Raw genomic sequence first — 12,357 nt, 5'->3', positions numbered from 1 at the left:
GATGCCGGGCCACCATGGCCTGTCAGCCTTGTTGGCCCGGCCCCAGACCTTCTAGCGATCCACCCGTTTGAGCACCTGCCGCTCATACTGCGGGTACAGATGGCTCACGCTGCGAATGAGCTCGTACTGACTCAACGCTATGCCCGCAAACCGCTGGGGTATCGGCGTGGCAATCACCTCGGTCATGTCCAGCCCCTGCGCCGCACTCTCACGCATCACCTTGTCCAGCCACCCCAGGTAATCAACCATCTGCGCAAACGGCGCACGGTCCGTGGCCAGCGGGCCGTGCCCCGGCACCAGCACCTTCCACGGCAGCGCCTCGAGCCGCTGCAGATCCTGTAGCCACACCGCCAGGCCAGGGGTGTTGGGCGTGGTCAGCGCGCGCTGGTAGAACAACAGATCGCCGGCAAACAACACTCCGGTCTTCTCGTCGAACACCGCCAGGTCGGCACCGCTGTGACCGGTCAAGGCCAGCAGCCGCAACCGGTGCGAACCAAACGCACGCTCACCCGCCGCCACCTGTTGGTCGGGCAGGCGCACCTGGGTGCCACGCATCCAGTCACCCACCATGCGGTACATGTTCTCGGCCAGGCCATCCCCCTGCTCCTCCAGCAACTGCGTGGTACCAGGCAGTGCACCGACAGGCACACCGGCAAAGGCCTGGCTGCCCAGCGCGTGATCGGGGTGGTGGTGGGTCAGCAGCACCTGCACCACCGGCTGGTCGGTGACGCTTTCGATGGCCTTGCGCAAGGCCTGCCCATAGCGCAGCGACGGACCGCTGTCGATCACCACCACGCCAGCCTCGGTGACGATGAAACCGGTGTTGACGATGTTGCCGCCGTTGGTACGGGAGAAGTGCTCGGTGCTGCCCTCCAGCACATAGGTGCCGGCCGCGATCTGGCGCGGCGCCAGGCGATAGTCCAGGTCGGCCAGGCTCGGCAGGCTGACACACGCCAGCAACAGCAACAGTGCTCGCATCACGGTCCTCACTCGATGGCAGCGTCGAACTGGTTGCCGTTGTTGTCACGCAGCACCAGGCGGGTAGCCCCCTGGTTGAGCAGGTCGAAGCCCAGGCTGGGGTTCTCGCTTACGGCAGGAAACAGTTCGAGGGTGGCCAGCGACTGGCCCTGGGCATCGAACAGCTCGGCGTGTTCGATGAAGAATTCGGGGATGCCGCCAGTCAGGCCGTTATCCATCGGGTGCGACACGTCCAGGCGCACGCGGCTGAAGGCTTCGCGCGGGTAGCGTGCACCCAGTACCTGGCCCAGACGCTCTTCCCAGCCGGGCTGGCTGCGTACCACGCTGGGCGCCGTGCAGCCACCGCCGGCGGCATCGATCAGGCTCGAACCGATGTGCCAGGTACCGTCATCGGTCAGCACGGCCGCCCGCAGCGGGGTGGCCTGCTCGATGCGTATGCGCACCGCCAGCCACGGCAGAACCTGCGGGCCGGGATGGAAATCGACGACCCGCGGTATCGGGTTGAGTTCGGCCCACACGAGTATGCGCTGCACCTTGCCCGGCAACGCCCGGGCATCGACCTGCAACGGCACCTGTCGGGCGTCCTCGGCGAATGGCGGGGCAATCACCCGCACGCGCTCATCAAAGACGTAGGGCTCATCCTGGAGCCACTGTTTGCGATAGAACTCCCACATCACCGACGGCACCGGATCGGCACCCGGCTGTATTGCACAGGCCGGGCCGGCCAGCAGCAACGCGGCCAACAGCAACGGTACCCGGCGCATGGCCTATTCCTCGATGTGCACGCTGTCAAGGTAGGTACGCACCGCCCACAACGCTTCCTGGCTCAGGTAGTCGGCCATCTTGGGCATGTACACGCGCCCGTCACGCACCGCGCCGTTGCGTACCCGCTCCACGAACCATTCATCGCCCGCCTCGCCCTCGTCCAGCAGGCGCAGGTCGGGGGCGATGCCGCCGGACTTGGCTTCCAGGCCGTGGCAGGCCGCGCAGTTCTGGTTGTAGGCCGAGGCGCCGATGGACACTGCCTCGTCATGGTTGGGGCCGTTGCGGTAGGGGTTGGTTTCACGCCACTCGTCACCGAGTTTTTCCAGGGTGCCGGTGTTGACCGCCGACGGGGTCACGTTGCCATGGGCGAACACCGCCCCGGTACTCATCAGGCCGGCCATCAGCACGGCGCTCATCCAGGCGTTTTTCACTGTTGTCATTGTTCTGCCCTCGACTGCTTTGTCTGTACGGTTTGCACGCAGGCACCTCGCGATACCGGGGTGCTGCCGGGCATCTTAGAAAGCGCACTCCGGCGCCCCCATGCTGCTTTGGTGGTCGCGTGCTACTCCCTTGGTAGTAGGGCTTGTGGGGCAGTGCCAAATCATGCGCCGACTGGGACATTTTCCCGCTCAGGGCGGGAGTTTTTCCGTATCTGCGCAGGCGGCGACGATCCAGTCTAGGCAGGCACAAAACCTCCATTGGGAACACCCACTATGACAATAAGATCGTTACCCGCCGCGCTTTCCCCACTGTCCATGGCTGTGCAGGCCGTCCTGCTGGTCTCGAGCCTGGCCCTGGCACCGGCGGCCAACGCCAAGCCGGTGACCTGGGAAGACATCGCCAACGACCACCTCAACACCCAGAACGTGCTGCAGTACGGCATGGGCACCAATGCCCAGCGCTGGAGCCCGCTGGCCATGGTCAACGACAAGAACGTGTTCAAGCTGACCCCGGCCTGGTCGTACTCCTTCGGTGACGAAAAGCAACGCGGCCAGGAATCCCAGGCGATCATCAACGACGGCGTGATCTACGTCACCGGCTCCTATTCGCGGGTGTTCGCCCTGGATGCCAAGACCGGCAGGCGTCTGTGGACCTACAACCATCGCCTGCCGGACAACATTCGTCCGTGCTGTGACGTGGTCAACCGTGGCGCTGCCATCTTCGGCGACAAGATCTACTTCGGCACCCTCGATGCCCGCGTGATCGCGCTGAACAAAGACACCGGCAAGGTGGTATGGAACAAGAAATTCGGCGATCACAGCGCCGGCTACACCATGACCGGCGCCCCGACCCTGATCAAGGATCAGAAGAGCGGCAAGGTGCTGCTGATTCACGGCAGCTCCGGTGACGAATTCGGCGTGGTCGGCCAGCTGTATGCCCGCGACCCGGAAACCGGTGAAGAAGTGTGGATGCGTCCGTTCGTCGAAGGCCATATGGGCCGCCTGAACGGCAAGGACAGCACCCCTACCGGCGACGTCAAGGCGCCGTCCTGGCCGGACGACCCGACCACCGAGACCGGCAAGGTCGAATCCTGGAGCCACGGTGGCGGCGCCCCATGGCAAAGCGCAAGCTTCGACCCCGAAACCAACACCATCATAGTCGGCGCCGGCAACCCTGGCCCGTGGAACACCTGGGCACGTACCTCCAAGGACGGCAACCCGCACGACTTCGACAGCCTGTACACCTCGGGCCAGGTCGGCGTCGACCCGACCACCGGTGAGGTCAAGTGGTTCTACCAGCACACCCCGAACGATGCCTGGGACTTCTCGGGCAACAACGAACTGGTGCTGTTCGACTACAAGGACAAGGACGGCAAGCAGTACAAGGCCACCGCGCACGCTGACCGCAACGGCTTCTTCTATGTGGTGGACCGCACCAACGGCAAGCTGAAAAACGCCTTCCCGTTCGTGGACAACATCACCTGGGCCAGCCACATCGATCTCAAGACCGGTCGCCCGGTCGAAAACGAAGGCCAGCGCCCGGCCAAGCCATTGCCAGGCGAAACCAAGGGCAAGCCGGTGGAAGTCTCGCCACCGTTCCTGGGCGGCAAGAACTGGAACCCGATGGCCTACAGCCAGGACACCGGCCTGTTCTACGTACCGGCCAACCACTGGAAAGAGGAATACTGGACCGAAGAGGTCAACTACAAGAAAGGGTCGGCCTACCTGGGCATGGGCTTCCGCATCAAGCGCATGTACGAGGACCACGTAGGTTCGCTGCGTGCGATGGACCCGACCACCGGCAAGGTGGTGTGGGAGCACAACGAGCGCCTGCCGCTGTGGGCCGGCGTGCTGGCCACCAAGGGCAACCTGGTGTTCACCGGTACCGGTGACGGCTACTTCAAGGCCTTCAACGCCAAGACCGGCGAAGAGCTGTGGAAATTCCAGACCGGCAGCGGCATCGTTTCGCCACCGATCACCTGGGAACAGGATGGCGAGCAGTACATCGGCGTGACCGTCGGCTACGGCGGTGCAGTACCGCTGTGGGGTGGCGACATGGCCGAGCTGACCAAGCCGGTGGCACAGGGTGGATCGTTCTGGGTGTTCAAGATCCCGGCCTGGGATACCAAGACCGCCAAGCGTTGATCTGAGCGTTTTCGCGGGTCAAGTTCGCCACCACAAGGGATCACCAAACCTGTGGGAGCGGGCTTGACCCGCGTCTGCTTTCAAACTGCCAAGGAGATTCCCATGAAGTATCTGCCCCTAGTGCTCGCCGTCGCCCTGTCCCCGGCTTTTGCTGCCGACGATGAACTGGAACCACAGCCGCTGAAGATCAACGGCTGCATCATCCAGCCTGAAAGCCAGTGCCCCGGCGCCAACCTGCAGAACGCCGACCTGAACAACCAGGACCTGCGCAAGATGAACCTGGCCGGTGCCGACCTGCGTGGCGCCAACCTGCGTCACGCCAAGCTCGACCTGGCCAACCTGGAGAAAGCCAACCTGCAAGGCGCCAACCTCACCCGTGCCAGCCTGCAGCAAACCAACCTGCGCGTGGCCAACTTCACCGATGCCACGCTGATCGCGGTCCAGGCCTGGGGCATGTACGCCCAGGGCGCCAACTTCAATGGTGCCAACCTCAGCGCCGCGTACCTGGAGTTTGCCCGCCTGTCCGGCGCCAAGCTGCACAACACCAACCTGCAAGCCGCCGACCTGGAAATGACCTGGCTGAGCAGGGCCGACCTTGTGGGTGCGAACCTGGCCGATGCCAACCTGCAGGAAGCCAAGTTCGGTGAAAGCAACCTGGAGAAAGCCGACCTGCGCGGCACTCGCCAGCACTACGCCAACTTCCAGGACAGCAACATGGAAGGCTGCCAGGGTTGCCCGAGCACCTGGGACTAGGTGCCTGCGTACACAGCCTACGCCGCTATACGCAGCAGGCCGGCTTCGATTGCCAGGTGCACCAGTTCGGCATGGGAGCTGACCTGCAGCTTGCTCTTGAGCAAGGTCAGGTAGTTGGAGACGGTCTTGGCGCTGATGCACAGCTGCTGGGCTATCAACCGGGTCGGCGTACCCTTGGCCAGCATCAGGAAGATTTCGATCTCGCGCTGGGTCAGCCCCTGCAGCCGAGCATTGCCGCCACCCTGCCCCGGGTGCGGCTGGCAGGCCAGCTGGGTGGCCAGCGGTTGCTCGATGTAGGCATGCCCCGCCAGTACCCGGCGCACGGCTTCAAGCACCACCGCCGGCGCTGCCGCCTTGGACAGAAACCCGCAGGCCCCCGCGTCCAGTGCCTGGCGAACCAGGCCCAGCTCGGTGTGTTCGCTGAAAAACAGCACACGCAGTTGCGGCAGGCGCTGACGCAGGCGCCGGGTGGTTTCCAGGCCGCTGATGCCGGGCAGGTCGAAGTCCATGATCACCAGGCCGGGCAGTTCCTCCTGCACCTGCTGCAGGGCCTCTTCGCCGCTGCCGGCCTCGCGAACTGGCAGGCCATTGAGCCCTTCGCCCAGAAAGTGGGCCAGGCCCAGGCGGATCATCGGGTGGTCGTCGACCAGCAAGATGCCCATCGCGCAGTACTCCTGTAGTGGCTATACCCCATGCTAGAGCCGCTGGCGAGCACGGCCGCTACTACTTTGGTACTGCCCGCGCTGTCGATGGTCGCATTCACAAAGCGCCAGTACTGGCCTGTAATACCAGGCATAACAAAAACGAGACTGCCGACCATGCTGCTGCGTGCCTTGTTCGCTTCTGCCTGCCTGACCCTGGCGCTGCCCGCCAGCGCCGACACGGCGCTGTTCACTGCCGACGGCTACCGCGCCACCCTGTACCGCAGCCCTACCCCCGATCAGGCGCCGCCGGCGCAGACCCTCGACACCGCGCAGCTGCAGGCCCTGCTGCAACAGCAGCCACCGCCGTTGCTGATCGACGTGTACAAGCGCCCCTGGCTGCATGGCCGGTTCATCGACAGCGAGCCGCATGCCAACCTCCCCCACAGCCACTGGCTGGCCAACACCGGCGATGGCCAGCTGGACGACGCCTGGGCCCGCTATTTCAGCCGCCACCTGCAACGCCTGAGCCATGGCGACAAGCAGCGCGCCATCGTCTTCTACTGTCGCTCCGATTGCTGGCTGAGCTGGAATGCGGTCAAGCGCGCCGATGCACTGGGCTACACGCGGCTGTACTGGTACCGTGATGGCCTGGATGCCTGGGAGAATGCCGGGCTGCCGGTACACCCCGCGACACCCGAAGCGTTCCCCTGACTACTGTCTGCCTAGCGGTCAACCACAACAATAAGGTGCAAAGCCATGTACAAGATTCTGATCGCCGACGACCACCCGCTGTTTCGCGAAGCGATCCACAACGTCATCACTGACGGCTTCCCTGGCAGCGAGGTCATGGAAACCGCTGACCTGGACAGCGCCCTGAGCCTGACCGGCCAGCATGACGACCTGGACCTGATCCTGCTGGACCTGAACATGCCCGGCATGCATGGCCTTGGCGGGCTGATCAACCTGCGCAACGAGGCGCCGACGATCCCGGTGGTGATCGTCTCGGCCGAGCAGGACAAGCAGGTGGTGCTGCAGGCAATCACCTATGGCGCGGTGGGGTTCATCACCAAGTCGTCGCCGCGCTCGCAGATGACCGATGCCATCGAGCAGATCCTCAACGGCAACGTGTACCTGCCGCCCGACATCATCCGCACGCAAAAAAGCACCGGCCGGCGCAACCAGAGCGAGCATGCAGGCTTTGCCCCGGAGCTGCTGCAGGCGCTCACCCGCAAGCAGTTGCTGGTGCTCGAGCGCATGACCAAGGGGGAGTCGAACAAGCAGATCGCCTACAACCTGGATATCGCCGAGACCACGGTCAAGGCCCATGTCTCGGCGATTCTGCGCAAGCTCAACGTGCACAACCGGGTGCAGGCGATTCTCAGTGCCGGCGATATCGACTTTACCGCCTATCTGCGGCGCTGATCAGCCGGCGCCGGGTAGCGCAAGGGTCTTGCCGCTGCCCACCGGCCCCATCGACAACAGGGTTTCGGCCAGGGTCATGGGAACGATCATGTCCTTGGCGTTCTGCGCCTTGTAGTTGATGTCGGCATCGATGTGCTGTTGCACCTGCGCCGCATAGTCGGCCGGATACTGAGCCTTCTCGATTGCCGGCAGGCTGTTGTAGTGGGCCTGCACTTGCTTGAAGAAGTCCGTCATGCGGCCGGTGGTGTTGTATTCCTGTTGCGCCTTGTCGCTGACCTCGCGACGCCACGCCTGCTCCTGGCGGGTGGACTCCTCGAACGCGGCGCGCCGTTCGTTGACCGTGAAGGTGCCGCTGTCATCGTAGGTGATCAGCGCCAGTTGCTCGCGCGACAGGCCGGCAAACGGGTTTTCAACGGTCTTGCTGCCCACGGTCAGCGTCGAGTTCACGAACGCAGTGGCCTGTTTGGCCCGGGCCAGCAGCTCGGGGTCATCGGTGGCCGGTACTTCCTTGTCGTGGGCGGCCTTGTTGGCCGAATACGCAGCGCCGGTAATCTTGTCGAGCAGCGACTTGGCCAACGCACCGAGTGCCGAATGGCTCAGGCCGGTATCGCGCTCGCTGGCACGGGTGGCACTTGCGGCCAGTTGACGGGCCAGGTTGGAGACACTGCTGGTGTCCTGCCCTGCGTAGGCGTTCAGGGCCCTGGCGCTGCTGCTGTTGCCATGGTTGATGCCAAGGCTGGTAGGGATGGTGCTTGCACCGGTGGTGCGGGTGGTAATGGCCGATGTGTAGTCGTTCACATGCATCGGGAGACTCCATGTGGTGGTATGCACGTCTGTGCGGCGTGCGCTGACACCCTCCGGTGCCAGCAGTCGGGTGCAAGCCTAACGCCATTTGCCAGTTGCATCCAGTTGCGCGCCTGAAGTAAGCTCGGGCAATCAACTGGAGCACAGCATGTCGTCGATTTCCCTCACTCAAGCACTGCACACAGGTCGCGTATCGCACCTGGCGGCTGTGCCTGCGTGCGCGGCACTGTCTACCAGCGGCTTTTATTTTGGGTATTGGTTTAGCCACAGGCGCCGCTGATACCCACACCGGCGCCCACTCCCAGGGCCGCCGAACACGAGAATACTCAACCCCCGGTCGGCCCTGCCTACCGGGGGTTTTGTTTTGGGCACCGTACACCACCGACATCGATGAGGATTGCACCATGAACCACAGCACCTATTACCGTTACCAAAGCCTTGCCTGGCGATTTAGCCACTGCCGTTCGGGCCAGCCAGCCGCCTCCGACCGGTCGAGTACAGGTGGCACGCAAACACCGACACGAAATCGAACATCTCGCTAGGGCCGAAGGCGCGGGACCGAACCCGCCTTCCGCCCAAGGAAACCCGACCATGCAAGCGTCCACCCAAGCCCTGAACCTGTCCCAACCCCAGGCTGTCGCAGCCAACAGTAGCCTCAACCTGCGCCTGCCCAGCCCGTTTCAGCTCAAGCAGCAACTGCCCTTGTCCAGCGCCCTTGGCGGCCAGGTCGAGCGCCACCGCCAGGCGGTGAAGGCGATTCTCGACGGCGAGGATGATCGCCTGCTGGTGATTGTCGGCCCCTGCTCGCTGCACGACCCCCACGCTGCCCTCGAATACGCCGAACGCCTGGCCGCCCTCTCCCGCCAGGTCGATGACCAGTTGTTGCTGGTGATGCGTGCCTATGTCGAAAAGCCCCGCACCACGGTGGGCTGGAAAGGCCTGGCATACGACCCGCACCTGGATGGCAGCGATGACATGCAGGGTGGCCTTGCGCTGTCTCGTCAGCTGATGCTGGGCATGCTCGAACGGGGCCTGCCGGTGGCCACCGAACTGCTGCAGCCGATGGCAGCAGGCTACTTCGATGACCTGCTGAGCTGGGCGGCCATCGGGGCACGCACCACCGAATCGCAGATTCACCGTGAGATGGTCAGCGGCCTGGGGCTGCCGGTCGGATTCAAGAATGGCACCGACGGCGGCGTGGGCATCGCCTGCGACGCCATCCGCAGTGCCGCGCATGCCCACCGCCACTTCGGGCTGGATGCCCAGGGGCATCCGGCGATCGTCGAGACCCTCGGCAATCCCGACACCCACCTGGTGCTGCGCGGCGGCCACAAGGGCCCCAACTACGATGCCGCCAGCCTGGAGCAGGCGCGCCAGGGCCTGCACAAGGCCGGCATCCGCCCACGTCTGATGGTGGACTGCAGCCATGCCAACAGCGGCAAGGACCCGCTTCGTCAACCCGAGGTATTCGAAGCGGTCCTGCAACAGCGCCTGGCCGGGGATGGATCGGTAATCGGGATGATGCTCGAGAGCCACCTGTTCGATGGCTGCCAGGCACTGGGCAAGGCGCCGCTCAAGTACGGGGTGTCGATTACCGACGGCTGCCTGGGCTGGGAAGCGACCCGGGCACTGCTCGACGCGTCTGCCGCCAGACTGCGAGTTGCCCGATAGCGGGACACGCCCGCCTGCCGCTGCACCGCCCCGAGAAGGCGGTGCCCGCAGGGTGCCGAAGCCCTGCGCGCCACCGCGCAGACGCTCGTACCTTCTCGATGCCTCGCGTTGTCACAGGTTCTGGTCCAGGGGGTCGAAGGTGAACACCTGGCCGTTGGCCGCCGTCAGATCGACCCGTAGCACAGGAATGACCTTGCCGGCCTGTTGGTAGTAATCGCGCTGGATGTACCGGGCACCGTTCAGCCCGCCACTGCCACGGATAAGGAATGCAGCCTCGAGTGTCAGCTGCGGGCCGATGTTCTGCGGCCAGGGCGCGATGATGATTTCGTTCCAGGCGCCGCCATGGGCACGCACTTCGATGTTCAACTCGAAGGCCGCAGCACTGGGGTCGAAGGCGCAACTGCTGACGGGGCTTGCGCCATAGCGGCTGCGCCAGGCGCTGACACTGTTGATGTTCTGCGAGGCGCAGCTGGCCCGGCAGCTGTCGGGGATGGCGCTGGTACTGGCATTGGCCGGGTAGGCACAGCGCAGTACCAGTGTGTGGCGTGCGGGTGCTGCAAGCTCGCGGTAGATGAGCCCTTCGGTACCGGCCAGGCGCTGCGTGCCGACATCGGCACGTATGTAGGAGAACGACACGCCGTTGCGTGTCACGGAGTTGCTGCTGGGGTTCCATGCGTGAAAACCGGAGGCGCCATTCACTGCGCGGATCAGCACCCCGCGACAGTAGGCGGCTGCCTGCCCGTCGCGGCATCCGCTCAAGGCATCCCGATAGCGGTGCTCAAGGCGCTCGGCCACGCGCCTGCCATTGTAGAGCTGCTCTTGCTGCGCGAAGCCGAACACCTGTGCCTGCGGATCGCCAGGCGCAATCCGCAGGATCGGCAGCCAGAGGCCGGTGGCCTGGTAATAGGCCAACTGATTGCGCTGAGCGCAGCGCAGGCCCCCGGCCTGCGCGCTGTCATGGAACAGTGCCTGGATGGCAAGCTGCGCCGGCGCCTGTGCCTGCCAGCCAGACACCAGGACCGACCCGGGCGATACCGGGTCTTGCACAGCCTGAAAAGCCTTGCCGAGCGCTGCTGCGCTCAGACCATCGAACAGCAGGTAGCCGCACCCGAGCGCCAGGCCCGCCATGCTGCGGTCGTTGCGCAGGAAGACAAAGCGCAGGTCGCTGCCGGCAACGTCCTTGAGCGTCCAGAAATCTGCGTTCGCACTCTGCGGTACGCTGCGCACCAGTACGCCGCTGCAGGCGAAGGCAGGACTTCTGCCCACGCACTGTTCGGGCGTGCTGGTGAAGCGTGCATTGAGCCACTGCGCCGTGCGGGTGCCTTCCTGCGCGTGCACCGGCGCAAGGCAGGCGCACAGCGCCAGCACACCGCACAGTCTCAAGATGCCCATGTGCGCGCCTCACTAGAGCTTCTGCTCAGCGGGGTCATAGCTGAAGGGCTGCCCGTTGGCGGCCTGTACCTCCAGTTCGACCAGCGGCAGCCAGCGGCTGGTATCTTTGAAGTAGTCCTGCTGGAACGTCTGCCCTCCGACCAGGCCCTTGTTACCGTAAAACCCAGTAGCGCTGAAGAAGAACGCTTCGATCGGCAACTGCGCTGCAATGTCCTGCGGCCAGGTAGGGACTATGATTTCGTTCCAACCGGTTAACCCCGGGACTTGCTGGCGAATATCGACCATTAGTTGCAAGGCCGTGGCGTCGGCCCGGAACGCGCAGCTTCCGAACCGACCACCACCAGTGTGGGCGGACCAGGTGGCGACGCTGTTCACGGGCGGTTGTTTTTCGTCGCACCAGCCACGAAAGGTGCAGGTGTTGGTTGACACCGCATCGTGCGTGGCGCCGTCGGCGGCGTACAGGCACGCGGCAGGCAAGGTGTGTACTACAGGGGCGGCGGTTTCGCGAATCAGATAGCCTTGCGGCCACACCACCATCCTGATGGCCATGTCACTTCGCAGGTAGCTGAAGGACACGCCGCCGTTCTTAAGCGCACGGGGCCCCGGATTCCAGGCCTTGAAGTTGCCCGTGCCTGTCGAGCGCAACAGCACCCCGTTGCAATCGAACCCGGAGCGTCCGCTGATACAGGCAGGCTGGGTGTCGGCGTACCGCTGGTTGAGGCGCCGGGCGACCCTGTAGCCATTGTCCAGCTGGTCCTGCTGGCTGAAACCGAACACCAGGCCATCGCCATCGCCCAGGTGCAGGCGCACCACCGGCAACCATTGGGCCGTGGCCTTGAAGTAGGCGAGCTGGCTGCGTTGGGCTGCTGCCAGGGCCCCAACCCGAGTGATGTCGTAGAAGATACCCTGGATGGGCAACTTCTCCGGCACCTGGGCATTCCAGGTACTGACCACCACGCCACCGCCACTGCTGCCGGCCTGATACGGCTTGCCCAGGCCCACGGCGGTCAGTCGGTCGAACAACACGAACCCCGAAGGTGCTGCCAGCCCGTCGAAGGCGCGGTCCTTGCGCAGAAAACTCAGTTGCGCGGCATCGTCTTTCTTCCAGAACGTTTCGACATCGCTGGCCGGCACTGCGCGCAGCAACACGCCGCTACAGGCAAAGGCCGGTGCGCGTCCCACGCACTGTGCCGGTGTGCTGCTGTAGCGCGCATTCAACTGCACCGCTACCTGCGGGCTCCCGACGGCATGGGCGCTGCCCAGCAACAGGCACAATGCGATGCCACAAATCAGTTTGTTCGCAACGTTCATCCAGGTCGCCTCCCATGGCGTGCCGCCACTGT

General features: G+C 64.5%; 12 protein-coding genes. 5 read left to right on the top strand and 7 right to left on the bottom strand.

The genetic code is table 11. From position 1 onward, the window contains the following. Positions 1-51 precede the first annotated feature (51 nt). The 3 genes from V9K84_RS08215 to pedF are packed head-to-tail and all read right to left on the bottom strand — an operon-like array spanning position 52 to position 2,183. Positions 52-978: a quinoprotein relay system zinc metallohydrolase 1 gene (locus V9K84_RS08215; protein WP_088514928.1), complete on the bottom strand. Its 927-nt coding sequence runs from the start codon at positions 976-978 to the stop codon at positions 52-54. Between the two features lie 8 nt (positions 979-986). After that, positions 987-1,742 carry a quinoprotein dehydrogenase-associated SoxYZ-like carrier gene (locus V9K84_RS08210; protein ID WP_043860158.1) on the bottom strand — a complete coding sequence of 252 codons (756 nt, stop codon included), beginning with the start codon at positions 1,740-1,742 and terminating at the stop codon, positions 987-989. Between the two features lie 3 nt (positions 1,743-1,745). Continuing rightward, positions 1,746-2,183: a cytochrome c-550 PedF gene (gene pedF, locus V9K84_RS08205; RefSeq protein WP_043860159.1), complete on the bottom strand. Its 438-nt coding sequence runs from the start codon at positions 2,181-2,183 to the stop codon at positions 1,746-1,748. Positions 2,184-2,498: 315 nt separating this feature from the next. On the opposite strand from pedF, the gene exaA reads away from it, so the two are divergent. Both exaA and V9K84_RS08195 read left to right on the top strand, forming a co-directional pair. Then, positions 2,499-4,328: a quinoprotein ethanol dehydrogenase gene (gene exaA, locus V9K84_RS08200; protein WP_256582838.1), complete on the top strand. Its 1,830-nt coding sequence runs from the start codon at positions 2,499-2,501 to the stop codon at positions 4,326-4,328. A 102-nt stretch (positions 4,329-4,430) separates the two neighbouring features. Further along, the gene (locus tag V9K84_RS08195; RefSeq protein WP_088514930.1) at positions 4,431-5,081 is read left to right on the top strand and encodes a pentapeptide repeat-containing protein; all 651 of its coding nucleotides are present in this window, start codon (positions 4,431-4,433) and stop codon (positions 5,079-5,081) included. 17 nt (positions 5,082-5,098) lie between these two features. Here V9K84_RS08195 and V9K84_RS08190 read toward each other — a convergent pair whose 3' ends face one another. Further along, positions 5,099-5,743 (bottom strand): response regulator transcription factor, encoded by a 645-nt coding sequence (locus V9K84_RS08190; RefSeq protein WP_043860162.1) that lies wholly within the window; start codon positions 5,741-5,743, stop codon positions 5,099-5,101. 156 nt (positions 5,744-5,899) lie between these two features. Between V9K84_RS08190 and V9K84_RS08185 the strand changes: the two genes are divergently transcribed. Then, positions 5,900-6,436 carry a PQQ-dependent catabolism-associated CXXCW motif protein gene (locus tag V9K84_RS08185; protein ID WP_088514931.1) on the top strand — a complete coding sequence of 179 codons (537 nt, stop codon included), beginning with the start codon at positions 5,900-5,902 and terminating at the stop codon, positions 6,434-6,436. Positions 6,437-6,481: 45 nt separating this feature from the next. Beyond that, positions 6,482-7,147, top strand: a complete 666-nt coding sequence (locus tag V9K84_RS08180; protein WP_043860164.1) for a response regulator transcription factor — start codon at positions 6,482-6,484, stop codon at positions 7,145-7,147. Here V9K84_RS08180 and V9K84_RS08175 read toward each other — a convergent pair whose 3' ends face one another. Continuing rightward, positions 7,148-7,951 (bottom strand): hypothetical protein, encoded by an 804-nt coding sequence (locus V9K84_RS08175; RefSeq protein ID WP_088514932.1) that lies wholly within the window; start codon positions 7,949-7,951, stop codon positions 7,148-7,150. A gap of 591 nt (positions 7,952-8,542) precedes the next feature. On the opposite strand from V9K84_RS08175, the gene V9K84_RS08170 reads away from it, so the two are divergent. After that, the gene (locus V9K84_RS08170; RefSeq protein WP_088514933.1) at positions 8,543-9,622 is read left to right on the top strand and encodes a 3-deoxy-7-phosphoheptulonate synthase; all 1,080 of its coding nucleotides are present in this window, start codon (positions 8,543-8,545) and stop codon (positions 9,620-9,622) included. Between the two features lie 111 nt (positions 9,623-9,733). On the opposite strand, the gene V9K84_RS08165 is transcribed toward V9K84_RS08170, so the two are convergent. Next, positions 9,734-11,014 (bottom strand): hypothetical protein, encoded by a 1,281-nt coding sequence (locus tag V9K84_RS08165; protein ID WP_088514934.1) that lies wholly within the window; start codon positions 11,012-11,014, stop codon positions 9,734-9,736. A gap of 12 nt (positions 11,015-11,026) precedes the next feature. Next, a complete protein-coding gene (locus tag V9K84_RS08160; protein WP_338794330.1) occupies positions 11,027-12,325 on the bottom strand; it encodes a hypothetical protein in 1,299 nt (432 codons plus the stop codon). Positions 12,326-12,357 lie beyond the last annotated feature (32 nt).

It is taken from the genome of Pseudomonas sp. AE27 (assembly GCF_037113495.1).
GTDB classification, from domain to species: Bacteria; Pseudomonadota; Gammaproteobacteria; order Pseudomonadales; family Pseudomonadaceae; genus Aquipseudomonas; species Aquipseudomonas palmensis.
Note: the sequence above shows the minus strand (reverse complement) of the source record. Positions and strands in the feature narration are given on the sequence as shown.

What these genes read in the sequence shown, in the direction of transcription:
- exaA (WP_256582838.1), top strand. Translation starts at nt 2,499, where the DNA reads ATGGCTGTGCAGGCCGTCCTGCTGGTCTCGAGCCTGGCCCTGGCACCG.
- V9K84_RS08175 (WP_088514932.1), bottom strand. Translation starts at nt 7,951, where the DNA reads ATGCATGTGAACGACTACACATCGGCCATTACCACCCGCACCACCGGT.
- V9K84_RS08180 (WP_043860164.1), top strand. Translation starts at nt 6,482, where the DNA reads ATGTACAAGATTCTGATCGCCGACGACCACCCGCTGTTTCGCGAAGCG.
- V9K84_RS08210 (WP_043860158.1), bottom strand. Translation starts at nt 1,742, where the DNA reads ATGCGCCGGGTACCGTTGCTGTTGGCCGCGTTGCTGCTGGCCGGCCCG.
- V9K84_RS08160 (WP_338794330.1), bottom strand. Translation starts at nt 12,325, where the DNA reads ATGAACGTTGCGAACAAACTGATTTGTGGCATCGCATTGTGCCTGTTG.
- V9K84_RS08215 (WP_088514928.1), bottom strand. Translation starts at nt 978, where the DNA reads ATGCGAGCACTGTTGCTGTTGCTGGCGTGTGTCAGCCTGCCGAGCCTG.
- V9K84_RS08195 (WP_088514930.1), top strand. Translation starts at nt 4,431, where the DNA reads ATGAAGTATCTGCCCCTAGTGCTCGCCGTCGCCCTGTCCCCGGCTTTT.
- V9K84_RS08170 (WP_088514933.1), top strand. Translation starts at nt 8,543, where the DNA reads ATGCAAGCGTCCACCCAAGCCCTGAACCTGTCCCAACCCCAGGCTGTC.
- V9K84_RS08165 (WP_088514934.1), bottom strand. Translation starts at nt 11,014, where the DNA reads ATGGGCATCTTGAGACTGTGCGGTGTGCTGGCGCTGTGCGCCTGCCTT.
- V9K84_RS08190 (WP_043860162.1), bottom strand. Translation starts at nt 5,743, where the DNA reads ATGGGCATCTTGCTGGTCGACGACCACCCGATGATCCGCCTGGGCCTG.
- pedF (WP_043860159.1), bottom strand. Translation starts at nt 2,183, where the DNA reads ATGACAACAGTGAAAAACGCCTGGATGAGCGCCGTGCTGATGGCCGGC.
- V9K84_RS08185 (WP_088514931.1), top strand. Translation starts at nt 5,900, where the DNA reads ATGCTGCTGCGTGCCTTGTTCGCTTCTGCCTGCCTGACCCTGGCGCTG.